Here is a 13504-nt window from a genome sequence, read left to right as displayed (position 1 = left end):
AATTTAAATTCCTAATCTTTAACTAAGCCTTTTTTTAAATCTCTTATTAAAAATCTAGCAGGATGAAGTGCGTGTTCGTATCTTTTAAACATTCCGCTAGGTGTGTTGTTAAAATAACTAGCAATTAATCTTGCAGATGTTATCGCACTAGATAAACCCCTTGAACCATGAGCTGTATTTATAAAAATCCTACTTCTTGGAGAATTTACTTGCGGTTTATGTTTATCAAATTGTAAAGATTTATAAAGATTTTTATATTTTTCTTCATTAAAATAAGCTCCAACAATAGGAAATCTATCTGAAGAATAACTTCTATAACCAACCCTATTACCTATTACCAAATCACTAAAATCAGCTTTAAAAATTTCTTTAAAATTATTTATATTAATATCATCATACTCTCTACTTGCTTCAGCAATTAAGTTTCTATCATAAGTAGCACCTAATAAAATAATCCCATCTTTTGCTCCAGTTATATAAGCTTTTGAGCTAATTGGGTGCTTATATTTAATTTTATTTTTTAGCCAAGTTGCCTGACCTCTTACTACTGATAATGGTAAATTACTAAAGATTTCTTTAGAATATGCACCACTAGCAAATATTACAGCATCAAAAATCATAGTCTTATTATCAAAATCAAGCTCAACTCTATCATAAAATTCTCTAAAACTATTTAGTTTATAATTTAAAATTATCCTAGTATTGGATTTTGCAAAAATTTTAGGAACTAATTTACAGGGTTCTAATGTCCCACCATCTTTTAAATATGCAAAATCAAAATGTAATTTAATTAATGGATTATCCTTTTGCAGTTTAAATCTTTCTCTTAATTCATCAGTATATGCGTGCTCTAATATCCCTTCTAAGTTATAGCCTAATTTTTTATAAAATTTTGAACTATGCCAAAACGAAAACTGACTAAATTCTCCTAACAAACTTGATGGATTTTGAATTAATGCTGTTAATAACCCTATTTTATTTCCACTTCCTTCGTTTGCTAAAGTATGGCTTTGTTCAAATACACTAATAGTTTTACCTAACTTTGATAGTTCATAAGCTATTGTAGCGCCTGCAATACCACCACCAATAATTGCTATATTATTAACTTCTAAATAGTTTTTATGAAAATATCCTTCTATATCATCTTGCAAATCTTTATGTTTTAATATAGCAAGAGTGCTTTCTCTTTTTATTCCCAAATTAATATCGTGTATTTCAAATCCTAATTCAATTAAAGATTTTTTAAAATCAGAATTTGAACTATAACTAACCAATTTACCAGTTAATTTTAATAGCTTTTTGACATATTTTAAAGTCTCTTTAGAAAACATTTCTTTATTTTTATTAGGAGAAAAACCATCAGCATATACAACATCAGCTAAAAAATCTAAATCTTTTAAAGCAATATTTACATCTTGAAATACCAAGTCAAGAACAACCCCATCAAATTCTATTCTATAAATTCCATCTTTACAAGGTGGATAATCACTAATAAAATTATTATTTAACTCTATACCAAATTTATTACAAAAATATCTTATATCATCAATACTTTGGTAATAATTTTCAATCGCTACATAATGGAGTTTTATGCCTAAATCAATAGCTCTTTTTGCACTTAAAAAGAAATTTAAACCCAATCCAAAACCAAGTTCTAAAATAGTTAATTTATTAAATGCGTTACTAAAAGCATTATCTATATAAATTCCATTTCTTTCTTTTAAAGGTTCTTTTATGTTGTAATAAAAATCATCAAAATCTAAAGAAAAAATCTCATCATTTTTTAAAATCCAATTCGCCTTTTTCATAAAACTTCCTTATTTATTTTTAACAAAATAACTCTCAATTCCATTTACAATACCATTTACCAAATAATCCTGATAAGCACTATCTGCGATATTTTTACCTTCAATAGGATGTGATATATAGCCAACTTCAATCAAAACAGCAGGCATTAAAGCACCAACTAAAACCCAAAAAGGAGCTTCTTTTACGCCACCATCTCGCTTTAAATATCCCTTAGGTATATTATTTAAAATACCACCTTGTATATCAATAGCTAACTTATTAGATGAAATAATTTTTTCTCTATTTAAAAAATTCAAAAAAGTTTGTTTAGAAAAATAATTCATCTCTTCAATATCACTTTTATTTTCTATTGCAGCTGCGTTTTTACTTCTTTCGCTTCTAGCTGGAGAGAGAAAATATGTCTCAATTCCATATATTTTATCAAATTTTGTCTTATCCCCGATAGAATTTGCGTGAATACTTATAAATAAATCACTTTTTTTATCATTTGCCATTTTAGTTCTATCTCTTAGATTTATATAAACATCTTTTTTTCTTGTTAAAAATACTTTATACCCTTTGTTTTTTAGAGCTTTTTCTAATTTTAGAACTATTGATAGAGTAATGTTTTTTTCATATCTGCCAAAAGCAGTTGCACCTACATCTTTTCCACCATGACCTGCGTCTAAAGTAATTAATAAATTTGATTTTTTAAATCCAACTTCAACTTTTTCACTAATCTCATCAGTGCTTACTTCTAAAGAATTATTATTTATATTAAAAAATATTTTTTTAGTATTCTTAGAGTATAAAACCACTCTTACCTTTTTAGGATTAAATTGTAAAACACTAATAGAGTATGTTTTAAAATCATAATTTTTCCTACCACCATTTAAAACTGCGTCAAATTCTAAAATTTGATTGTTGTTATAGCTAAAAGTTTTAATATCATCATTTGATAAAGAGTTGTTTAAAGTCAATAAAACCCCATTATCTTTTTTAACGGCTTTTGTAATTGTTATAGGTTTTTTGTTTTTATCATTTGCAATATTATTTGCAGCATTATCATTACTATCTAGCTTTGTATTTATATTACTTTCTTGTTTGTTTTTATCGTTAGCAGTAGCGTTTTTTGCATTATTATTTACTTTAGTATTATTATCTAATTCTTTTTTATCTTCAACTAAATATTTTTTTATTTGAGTAGTATTTTCTTGCTTATTTTGCTCTTGCAAATTACCATCTATAGTAATAAGTAAAACATTATTATCAATCTTATAATCTAATTTCAAATCAGATTTTGACCTTAATACAAATCTTACTTTTTCCGGATTGAATTGAACCAAACTTACTTCATAATTTTTATCTATGAAATTTTGTTTTCCTATATCTAAAGCAGCATTAAATTCCAATATTTTATTTTTTAATTCTTTTGTATTATAGATAATACTTTTTATATTATTATCAAAATCTCCTTTTAATGATATTTCTATTGTGTTATTTGCCTTATTAATTTTAGTTATATAAGTTTTTTTTACTTCTTCTTGTTTTGTTTCTGGCTTATTTTGACTATTTATATTTTTAGAATTTAAAGTATTTGTTGTAGTTTTAGTATTTTGTGTTTTGGTATTTTGAGTATTAATTGATTTTTGCTCTTTAGCTATATCTTTAGTCTTTTTTGCATCAGTATTATTTATGTTATTAAATGAAATCTTATTAGGATTAATGCCTAAATCTTGTAATTCTTTTTGATATGTAGATGAATCAAGTTTTAATGTTTTTGAACTTAAAATAATTCTTTTTAAAACTTCTTTTTTGGTATCAATATCATCAGAAATTATACTTTTAATATATATAGTTTTTAATCTCTGATGAATTGCTAATTGTTCTGTTTTGCTAGATAATAAAAAACTCTTATCAAAATTAACAAATTCTTCATTTAAACTACTAGCAAACAAAACAACGCTTAGTAATAATAGTAAGATTTTATTCATCTTCACCATTAACTAATTTTTCAATCAACTCTTTAACACTAATTAACTTATTTAATCTATATCCATTAGCACCTGTAAAAAATAATCCACTTTCCTTTTTTCCACTATAAGCATCATAAAGTCTTTCGGCAATACAATATCCTACCTTTTTAGCGCCCCTACCACGTTCACATGGTGCAACACAATTTGCTATACAAGAAATTTTAGGAGCAGTGCCTTCTTCTATCATTTTTTGAAGATTTGTTCTAATACCACGAGCAGGATAGCCAACAGGACTTTTTAGCAATTCTATATCTTCTTTTTTAGCATCTAATAATACTTGTTTAAATTCAAGTGCAGCATCACATTCATAAGTTCCTATAAATCTTGTTCCCATTTGAACCCCATTTGCACCTAAACTAATAGCATTTAAAATGTCATTTTTATTCCAAATTCCACCAGCTGCAATTAAAGGAATATTATCTCCCCATTCATTAAGTTCAGCTCTTACTTCAGGAATTAATTTTTCTAATTGGTAATTTGGGTCTATACATTGCTCGTATGTAAATCCTTGATGACCACCACTTAAAGGCCCTTCAAGAACAACTGCATCAGGCAATCTATCGTATCTTTGAGTCCATCTTTTACAAATTATTTTAAGAGCTTTTGCTGATGATACAATAGGAATTAATGCAACATCAGGAAAGTCTTTAGTAAATTCTGGCAAATTTGTAGGTAATCCTGCACCACTAATAATTGCATTAAAACCGACATTGCAAGCGTCTTTTACTATTCTTTCATATTCGTTTGACGCGTGCATTATATTACAGCCTAATGGTGAGTCGTTGCAGATTTTTCTAGCATTAGTAATTACAGCATTAAGTCCTTTTGTAGAATAAAAATTCTCACTTCCATAAGGTTTGCCATTTAGTTCTTTGTTAATATGTGCTCTATTTTCATAAAACCCAGTTCCAACCGAACTAATAATACCTAAAGCTCCATTTAAACTAACATTACCAGCTAATTTATCCCAACTTATTCCAAGTCCCATACCTCCTTGAAATACCGGCACTTTTAATGTAAAATTTCTTATTTTTAATTCTGGTAAGCTCATTATTATCCTTTTATTATTACTTTTGCAAATTTTCTTTTTCCAACTTGAATTATAAATTCACCATTGCTTAATTTTAGTTGTTCATCGCTAATTTTTTCTCCATTAACACTTACAGAATTAGCTTTTATAGCTCTTCTTGCTTCACTGCCTGAACTTGCCAAATTAGTATCTTGCATTAGTTTTATAATCCATTGTTCTTCATTAAAATTAAACTCCGCAATATCACTTGGAATTTCATTTTTACTATGAATATTATCAAACTCATTTTTCGCATTAATTGCTAAATCTTTACCCCAAAATCTCTCAACTATTTCTAAAGCCAAATTTTCTTTAGCAACCTTTGGATGTAGAGTATTGTTTTTAATATTGTCAAAAATATCATTAATTTCTTTTGTTGTCTTAAAACTTAAAAGATTGTAATATTCCTTCATTAATTCATCACTTATACTAAGTAATTTTGCATACATAGAATTTGGTTCTTCACTAACTCCGATATAATTACCCAAACTTTTACTCATTTTATTAACACCATCAAGACCTACTAAAAGTGGTAACATTATAATACCTTGTTCTTTACCTGTATTATAAGTTCTTTGTAATGTTCTTCCCATTAATAAATTAAATTTTTGGTCAGTTCCACCCATTTCAATATCACATTTTAATGCAACGCTATCATAACCTTGTAAAAGTGGATATAAAAATTCGCTAATTGATATAGGGCTTTGTTCTTTAAATCTTTTTGTAAAATCATCTCGCTCAAGCATTCTAGCTACACTAAAAGTTGATGTAAGTTCAACTATGCCAACTGCTCCTAAAGCATTAAGCCAAGTTGAATTAAATTTTAATTCAGTTTTTTCTTTATCTAAAATTTTAAAAACTTGCTCTTCATAAGTTTTTGCATTTTTTAAAACTTCTTCCTTGCTTAATTGTTTTCTAGTAGCACTTTTGCCTGTTGGATCACCTATTTGAGCAGTGAAATCTCCTATTAGGAATTGAACTATAGCACCATGATTTTGTAAAAATCTCATTTTGTTTAAAATAACACTATGACCTAAATGTAAATCAGGTGCAGTTGGGTCAAACCCAGCTTTTACATAAAATACTTCGCCCTTTTCATAGTAATTTTTAATCAAATTCTTAATTTTTTCTAAATCAATAAATTCTGATACACCGCGTTCTAAATCATTATAAATTTCATTCAAATTCATCTTTATCCTTTATTCACTATAAGCGTCTTTTAATGATATAAACTCATAGATTTTACATTTTGTTTTGATTTTTTCTTTTGCTATTTCTATATTTTGATTATCAGGTACTTCAAAAACTATTTCAAAATACTCCAATAAACTATCAGCATTTTTTGTAATATTAATACTATTAACATTGATTTGTAGTTTTAGTAATTCTGTTAATAATGCTAATAATGTGCCTTTTTTATTCTCTAAAGAAAAAATCATTTTATAATTTTTAGGAGCATGCTTAGACCATTTAATTAGCACCATTTCTTCTTTAGAATCTTCCATTAATTTACTTGCTCTTTCACATAATTTATTATGAATTGTAACAGAATGATTATGTTTAAAAGCAACTATATCATCACCTCTTTTTGGGTTACAACAATAATCAAAATCCACATTATTTATTTTGTAATTTGAATATACAACAAGATTTTCTATTCTTTGTTTTTTTAAATCATAATTTTTAACTAGCCAAATTCTTTTTGAATATTTTTTAAGACTATCTATAACCTTACTTAAAGTAATATTATCTGTAGTGCATTTTTTAACATTTTTTGATAATTTTTCATTTGCAATCCAAGTATTTATTTTGTCTTCATCAGCACTAAAAATAGTTTGCAAAATTCTTAACCCAGCTTTTTGGTCTATACTTGAAATTCTTTGTTTACAATGTGATTTAATCATAGCTTTAGCTCTAGCAGTAACCACACTATCAAGCCAAGAGCATCTTGGTTTTGCGTTATCATCTATCTCAATTCTTACAATATCCCCATTTTTAAGACTTGTAAGCAATGGAGATTTTACTCTGTTTATATAAGCGTGACTTGCTTTAAGACCAATTTGTGAATGAACTTCAAAAGCAAAATCAAGAGCAGTCGAACCTCTAGGTAATGTAAAAATCTCTCCTTTAGGGGAATATACTGCAATATCTTCAACATATAAACTATCTTTTGCGTATTCATAAAATGCCAAATCATTGTCTTTTTCTTCTAAAGAGCTATTGGTAGCTATATCATTTACCCAATCAGCTTTATAGTCTTCTTTATCATTTTTATATTTCCAATGTGCTGCAATTCCAAGTTCTGCAGTTTCGTGCATTTTATATGTTCTAATTTGTGCTTCTATTATTGATTGCGCGTCAAATAAAGTAGTATGGATTGTTTGGTAACCATTTTGCTTAGGTAAGGCAATATAGTCTTTAAATCTTGAAGCAAGTGGATTAAAATGCACATGTAAAAGCCCTAAAACTATATAACAATCTTTAACATCTTTTACTAAAATTCTAATCCCCAATAAATCAAGCACTTCTTCAATACTAACGCCTTTTCTTTGCATTTTTAAAAAAATAGAATATACATGTTTTATTCTTTTTTCTATTTTAAAATCTACATCTTCAATATATCCGTTATCACGCATTAAATTAATTATTTTTTCAATAAAATCATTTAATGTTAATTGTAATTGCACATTATTTGCCTTTAAATAATCTGCTATTTCTTTAAATTCTACTGGCATTAAATATTTAAAACTTAAATCTTCTAAGTAATTTTTAATACTAGAAATTCCTAACCTATGTGCAATTGGTGCATATACCATTAGAGTTTCTTCAGCTATTCTTTTTTGTTTTGCTTCTCTTAACGCATCAAGAGTTAGCATATTATGCAATCTATCACATAATTTAACAAGCAATACCCTACTATCTTCAATACTAACCATTAGCATATTTCTAAAAGTCATTGCTGATTTTCTAAGTTTTTCGTTTGATTCTGAACTAGCTAAATTATCTCCCCTAATCTCAACTATTTTAGTCATACCTTCAACTAAAATACCCACAGAATGTCCGAACATTTTTACAAGTTCTTCCTGAGTGCATTCGGTATCTTCTACAACATCGTGCAAAAGTGCTGCTAAAATCATACTTTCATCTTTTGAAAAGAAAGCTACAAAACACGCAACTAAAATAGGATGAATAGAATAAGGTTCTCCACTTTTTCTAAATTGTCCTTCATGTGATTTTATACAAAAATCTAAAGCTTTTTCAAGCATAGGAGTGCTTGAAAAAAGTGAATACAATAATTCCCGTGCTTTATTTAAATCATTACAATGCTTAATGTCTTCTAATAATGTTTCAAAACTTAGAATATTTTTCATTTTTTTATTCGTTTATTACACCATCAAATATAATTTTTTCTTCAGCAACTTCTAACATTGCTATATCAGTAAATTTCATTTTTCCTTTTTCAACTTTTACTAAAGGTTCAGCACCATCACTTAATTCTCTAGCTCTTTTAGCTACTATTAAAGATAGAATATATCTATCATTTCCTACTTTTTCTAATGCTTTTGCTGCTACTTGTTCAGTTCTCATTTTATTCCTTTTAATTAATTTTTTACGATTGAGCAATTGCTAAAATCATCTTTAATAATTTTTAAAATATTACCTTCTTCAAACATATTGCAAACTACTATTGGTAATTTATTATCCTTAGCAAGTGCTATTGCTGTATCGTCCATTACCTTAATATCATCACCCATAGCAAGTTCGTAACTTAATTCATTATATCTTTTTGCATCTTCAAATTTCATAGGGTCTTTATCATATACACCATTAACTTTTGTTGCTTTAATAATCATTTCAGCATTAATTTCAATAGCTCTTAAAACTGCTGCAGTATCAGTAGTAAAAAATGGATTACCTGTTCCTGCTGCAAAAATTACAACTCTGCCTTTTTCTAAATGTCTTTGCGCTCTTCTCATAATATAAGTTTCGCAAAAGGCTTCCATTTGAATAGCACTCTGAACTCTTACACTAATTCCACAACCTTCTAACGCTTCTTGCATAGCAATTGAGTTTATCACGGTAGATAACATTCCCATATGATCGCCACTAACACGCTTAATTATCCCATCTTTAGCAGCACTAACTCCACGAATAATATTACCGCCACCGATAACAATTCCTACTTGAGTTCCAGCATCTACTAATTGTTTAATTTGTCCTGCAATAAACTTTAAAATATGAGTATCTATTCCAAAGCCTTGCTTTCCAGCCAAAGCTTCACCTGAAAACTTAATTAAAATTCTTTTAGCCATAATGATTTCTCCTTAATTGATAAACGCGATACTACAAAAAAATTTTTAACGCTTAAACTCAAGTAAGAATTTTTCAATCTGATATCTATCTCTATAAGCAGGGCTCATTAAATGAATTAAACAATCTCCTAAATCAAGAACACTCCAATCATCAGTGCATTCTTCATAATAAACTTTACTATTATGTTTTTTTAACAATTCTTTAATATCTTCAATTATTGCAAAAGATTGTTTAGTAGAAATCATAGTTGCAATAATTACTTCATCTACAAAATATTCACTTCCTTTAATATTAATCAACTCAACATTCTCTGCTTTTTTTTCATCTAAAAGCTTAATAATATCTTCATTTCTATTCATTACTTTCCTTTATAAAATTCTTTTACTTCATCTTTAATTTTAGGATTTACTTTTTCCAAAATCAAATTATTTCTTATAAAACTTGAAGAAATATCTTCATTTATTTCAAGTCTTAAATAATTATCTGGTATAAAAATATTATCCCTACTAGCTATAACAAAAACGACATTTTTAGATAATTCATCAAAATTATGCCATTTATGTAAAGTTTTTAAATGATCAGCTCCTATTATAAAATAAATTAAGCTAGAATTTAGTAAATTTTTAAAATACATAACACTCTTAAAACTAGGAACTGGCTCATTTTGAGATATTTCATAATCACTTATTAATAATTTATCACTTTCAACAAATACACTCTTTAGCCATTTTAATCTAAGTTCTGGACTAGCATTAAAATTATTTTTAAATAAACTAATATACGTTGGCAATATTATTAATTTATCAATATCTAATGTATCTAAAGCTGCTTTTACTACTTTTTCATGACCTAAATGAACTGGGTCAAAACTACCACCAAAAATTGCTATTTTCAAAATCTCTTAACCTTTTTTTATTAGTATTATCTCAAATTTTTTAAATAAAGGGTTAAAAATGGGAGTAAATGTAGCGATTAATGGATTTGGTAGGATTGGTAGATGTCTTAGTAGAATAATTCTTAATGAAAACAAAATGAATTTAGTAGCAATAAATTGCTCGTGGGATATGAAAAGTATTAAATACCTTCTAAAATACGATAGTGTTCATGGGAATTTCAATCAAGAAATTGACAATGATGGAGAAGATATTTTAATAGTAGGAAATAAAAGAATTCAAATAATTAGAAGTAGAGAAATTGAAAATATTGATTTTGCTAAATATGGAGCTAGTTTAGTTTTTGAATGCACGGGAGCATTTTTAACACAAGAAAAAACTAAAGCATATTTAGACAATGGTATTAAACAAGTAATTATGTCAGCACCACCAAAAGATAATACACCTATGTTTGTAATGGATGTAAATCACACTAAATATAACGGCGAAGCTATTATTTCAAATGCAAGTTGCACAACAAACTGCCTTGCACCAATGGCAAAAGTTTTAGATGAAAATTTCGGTATTAAAAAAGCTTTAATGAATACAATTCACGCATATACAGCAACTCAAGAACTATGTGATACAAAATGCCCTAAAGACATTAGAAGGGGTCGCGCAGCAGCACTAAATCTAGTCCCATCAAGCACAGGTGCAGCAAAATCAATAGGTAAAGTTATACCTAACCTTTTAGGTAAAGTTGATGGTCAAAGTGTTAGAACTAGCTTAGCAAATGTATCAATGCTTGATTTAACTTTATTGTTAGATAAAAAAACTACAAAAGATGAAATAAATGAAACTTTTATAAAAGCAAGTAAAACAATGAATGAAATTCTAGCAATTGATTACGATTGCTGCGTTTCAAGTGATTTTTGCACTAGCACTTATGGATGTATATTTGTCCCTGATTTAACTCAAATAATTGATGAAGATTTTGTAAAAGTTCTAGCTTGGTATGATAATGAATACGGATATTCATATCAATTAAATAGATTAGCTCAATATATTAGCAAGGAGAAATAATATGCCTTTAATTTCCATAAAAGATGTAGATTTAGTAAATAAATGTGTTTTTATTAGATGTGATTTTAATGTCCCACAAGATGAATTTGGAAACATTAGTGATGATAGAAGAATAAAATCTGCAATTCCAACTATTAAATATTGCCTTGACAATGATGCTAGAGTGATTCTTGCAAGTCATTTGGGTAGACCAAAAGAAATAAGTGATAAATATTCTTTAAAGCCAGTTGCAAAAAGATTATCAAAACTTCTTGGAACTGAAGTTATAATGGCAAACGATATAATCGGAGAAGACGCTCAAAATAAAGCTAAAAACTTAAAAAAAGGTGAAATTTTACTACTAGAGAATTTAAGATTTATAAAAGGTGAAACAAAAAACGATGAAGATTTGGCTAAGAGTTTAGCTTCAATGTGTGATGTGTATTGTAATGATGCTTTTGGAGTTTGCCATAGAGCACATTCAAGTGTAGAAGCAATTACTAGATTTGCAAAAGAAATTTGCGCTGGGTTTTTATTGCAAAAAGAATTTAATTTCGCACAAGATTTATTAAAATCTCCTGCTAGACCTTTTGTTGCTGTTGTTGGAGGTAGTAAAGTTAGTGGAAAATTACAAGCTTTACACAATCTACTTCCTAAAGTTGATAAGATAATAATTGGTGGCGGAATGGCTTTTACTTTCCTTAAAGCAAACGGATTAAATATAGGAAATTCAATTGTAGAAGAAGAACTAATTGAAGATGCTAAACAAATTATGCAAACTGCAAAAGAACTAGGCGTTAAGTTATATTTACCTGTTGATGTTCTTGCTGCACAAAGCTTTTCAAATGATAGTGTAGTAAAGAAAGTAAGCGTTCAAGAAATACCAAATGGTTGGATGGGGCTTGATATTGGACCTGCTAGCTCAATTTTATTTAAAGAAATTTTAAGTGATGCTCAAACTATATGGTGGAATGGACCTATGGGAGTATTTGAGTTTGATAAATTCTCAAAAGGTAGCTTTAAAATGAGCCATTATATAAGCGATTCTTATGCTACTAGCGTTGCTGGTGGTGGAGACACTGCTGATGTTATTAATCGTGCAGGAGATGCTGATGATTTTAGTTTTATCTCTACTGGCGGTGGTGCTAGTTTAGAACTAATTGAAGGTAAAGAATTACCTGCTATAAAACCACTTATATTAAAGGAAGAATATTAATGATAATTGCCGCAAATTTTAAATGTAATCATACTAGAAAAGGTTTTGCTGAATACGCTAAAAAACTTAATGCTTATTTAAGATTTAGTGATTTTACTAATCTTGAAGTAATTGTCGCTCCAAGTGCAACTTCATTTATTGATAGTGAATTTAGTTTCATTCAAGCTGCTCAAAATATATACCCAGCTTATAATGGAGCATTTACAGGAGAAATAGGATTATCTCACTTGCAAGAATTTGGGATAAAAACTATTATTTTAGGTCATTGTGAAAGAAGAAATTTGGGCGAAAATGATGAATTTTTGGCACAAAAATTTGATTTTTGTGCTGAAAACGATTTAAGAGTTATTTATTGCATAGGAGAAGATTTTGCTACTTATGAAAAAAACAAAAGCATAGAGTTTTTAGAAAAGCAACTTAATGCAATTGATTTAAAATACAATAAATTAATTCTAGCTTATGAGCCAATTTATAGTATCGGCAAAAGCGCTGCAAAATTAGAAGATATTGAAAAAATTATGCAATATCTAAAAAGCAAAACAAAACAACCTATTTTATATGGTGGCAGTGTTAATTCTAGCAATATCGCTGAGATTAATAGGCTTTGTGATGGTGTTTTAGTTGGTGGGGCTAGTCTTAATGTAGATGGCTTTATAGATTTAATCAATGCTGCAATAAGGGGCTAATTTGATAGGTTTAATCGGCGGGATGAGTTATGCTAGCACTATAACTTATTATAAATTAATAAATGAGTTTAGCCAAACTCATCATAATTCTTTATCTCGTGCAAAGATTTTAATATCAAGCGTAGATTTTGATGAGATTGAAAAATATCAACATAATAATGAGTGGCAAAAAGCTGCAAGTTTATTAAACGAAGAAGCAAAAAGATTAGAAAAAGCTGATGCAAGTATAATCGCACTTTGCACAAATACTATGCATAAAGTTGCAAATGAATTGCAAAAAGATTTAAAAGCTAGATTTATTCATATAGCCCATTCAAGCCTTAAAGAATTAAATCATAATAATATAAAAAATATTTTATTACTAGGCACTAAATACACTATGCAAGAAGACTTTTATAAAAAAGAGTTAAAAGGAATAAATTTAATTACCCCAAATAATAGTGATATAAATACTATTAATG

13 protein-coding genes are annotated in these 13504 nt (G+C 27.9%); 4 read left to right on the top strand and 9 right to left on the bottom strand.

Features of this window, described 5'->3' with window-relative positions:
* Positions 1-11: 11 nt before the first annotated feature.
* Genes mnmC through nadD form a run of 9 tightly spaced genes read right to left on the bottom strand, consistent with a single transcriptional unit; the run spans position 12 to position 10102 of the window.
* Entirely contained in the window at positions 12-1808 is a 1797-nt protein-coding gene (gene mnmC / locus KJQ99_RS06435; RefSeq protein ID WP_214150314.1) for a bifunctional tRNA (5-methylaminomethyl-2-thiouridine)(34)-methyltransferase MnmC2/FAD-dependent 5-carboxymethylaminomethyl-2-thiouridine(34) oxidoreductase MnmC1, read from the bottom strand.
* Positions 1809-1817: 9 nt separating this feature from the next.
* Positions 1818-3782, bottom strand: coding sequence for an N-acetylmuramoyl-L-alanine amidase family protein (locus tag KJQ99_RS06430; protein WP_214150313.1), 1965 nt, complete (start codon positions 3780-3782; stop codon positions 1818-1820).
* On the bottom strand, positions 3775-4875 hold the full coding sequence (locus KJQ99_RS06425; RefSeq protein ID WP_214117573.1) for a nitronate monooxygenase: 1101 nt from the start codon (positions 4873-4875) through the stop codon (positions 3775-3777). The genes KJQ99_RS06430 and KJQ99_RS06425 overlap by 8 nt, the downstream gene beginning before the upstream one ends.
* Positions 4876-4877: 2 nt before the next feature.
* Positions 4878-6083: a tyrosine--tRNA ligase gene (gene tyrS / locus KJQ99_RS06420; protein WP_214120370.1), complete on the bottom strand. Its 1206-nt coding sequence runs from the start codon at positions 6081-6083 to the stop codon at positions 4878-4880.
* 9 nt (positions 6084-6092) lie between these two features.
* Positions 6093-8264, bottom strand: a complete 2172-nt coding sequence (locus KJQ99_RS06415; RefSeq protein ID WP_214117575.1) for a RelA/SpoT family protein — start codon at positions 8262-8264, stop codon at positions 6093-6095.
* A 4-nt stretch (positions 8265-8268) separates the two neighbouring features.
* Positions 8269-8481: a DNA-directed RNA polymerase subunit omega gene (locus KJQ99_RS06410; RefSeq protein ID WP_214117576.1), complete on the bottom strand. Its 213-nt coding sequence runs from the start codon at positions 8479-8481 to the stop codon at positions 8269-8271.
* A gap of 14 nt (positions 8482-8495) precedes the next feature.
* Positions 8496-9206: a UMP kinase gene (pyrH, locus tag KJQ99_RS06405; RefSeq protein ID WP_250325143.1), complete on the bottom strand. Its 711-nt coding sequence runs from the start codon at positions 9204-9206 to the stop codon at positions 8496-8498.
* A gap of 45 nt (positions 9207-9251) precedes the next feature.
* Positions 9252-9566, bottom strand: a complete 315-nt coding sequence (rsfS, locus tag KJQ99_RS06400) for a ribosome silencing factor (RefSeq protein ID WP_214117577.1) — start codon at positions 9564-9566, stop codon at positions 9252-9254.
* Complete coding sequence (gene nadD / locus KJQ99_RS06395) at positions 9566-10102, bottom strand: nicotinate (nicotinamide) nucleotide adenylyltransferase (protein ID WP_214117578.1); 537 nt, start codon at positions 10100-10102, stop codon at positions 9566-9568. Before nadD ends, rsfS begins: the two co-directional genes overlap by 1 nt.
* 58 nt (positions 10103-10160) lie before the next feature.
* On the opposite strand from nadD, the gene gap reads away from it, so the two are divergent.
* The 4 genes from gap to KJQ99_RS06375 form a co-directional block, all read left to right on the top strand.
* Complete coding sequence (gene gap / locus KJQ99_RS06390) at positions 10161-11162, top strand: type I glyceraldehyde-3-phosphate dehydrogenase (protein WP_214117579.1); 1002 nt, start codon at positions 10161-10163, stop codon at positions 11160-11162.
* A 1-nt stretch (position 11163) separates the two neighbouring features.
* Positions 11164-12357, top strand: coding sequence for a phosphoglycerate kinase (locus KJQ99_RS06385; RefSeq protein ID WP_214150312.1), 1194 nt, complete (start codon positions 11164-11166; stop codon positions 12355-12357).
* On the top strand, positions 12357-13043 hold the full coding sequence (locus tag KJQ99_RS06380; RefSeq protein ID WP_214150311.1) for a triose-phosphate isomerase: 687 nt from the start codon (positions 12357-12359) through the stop codon (positions 13041-13043). The genes KJQ99_RS06385 and KJQ99_RS06380 overlap by 1 nt, the downstream gene beginning before the upstream one ends.
* A 1-nt stretch (position 13044) precedes the next feature.
* Positions 13045-13504: aspartate/glutamate racemase family protein (locus tag KJQ99_RS06375; protein ID WP_214150310.1), on the top strand; the 460-nt coding region annotated here is incomplete at its 3' end.

This window comes from Campylobacter sp. 2018MI13 (genome assembly GCF_018501135.1).
Taxonomy (GTDB): Bacteria; Campylobacterota; Campylobacteria; order Campylobacterales; family Campylobacteraceae; genus Campylobacter_E.
The sequence above is the reverse complement of the archived record's forward strand: the minus strand, read 5'-3'. Positions and strand labels throughout refer to the sequence as shown.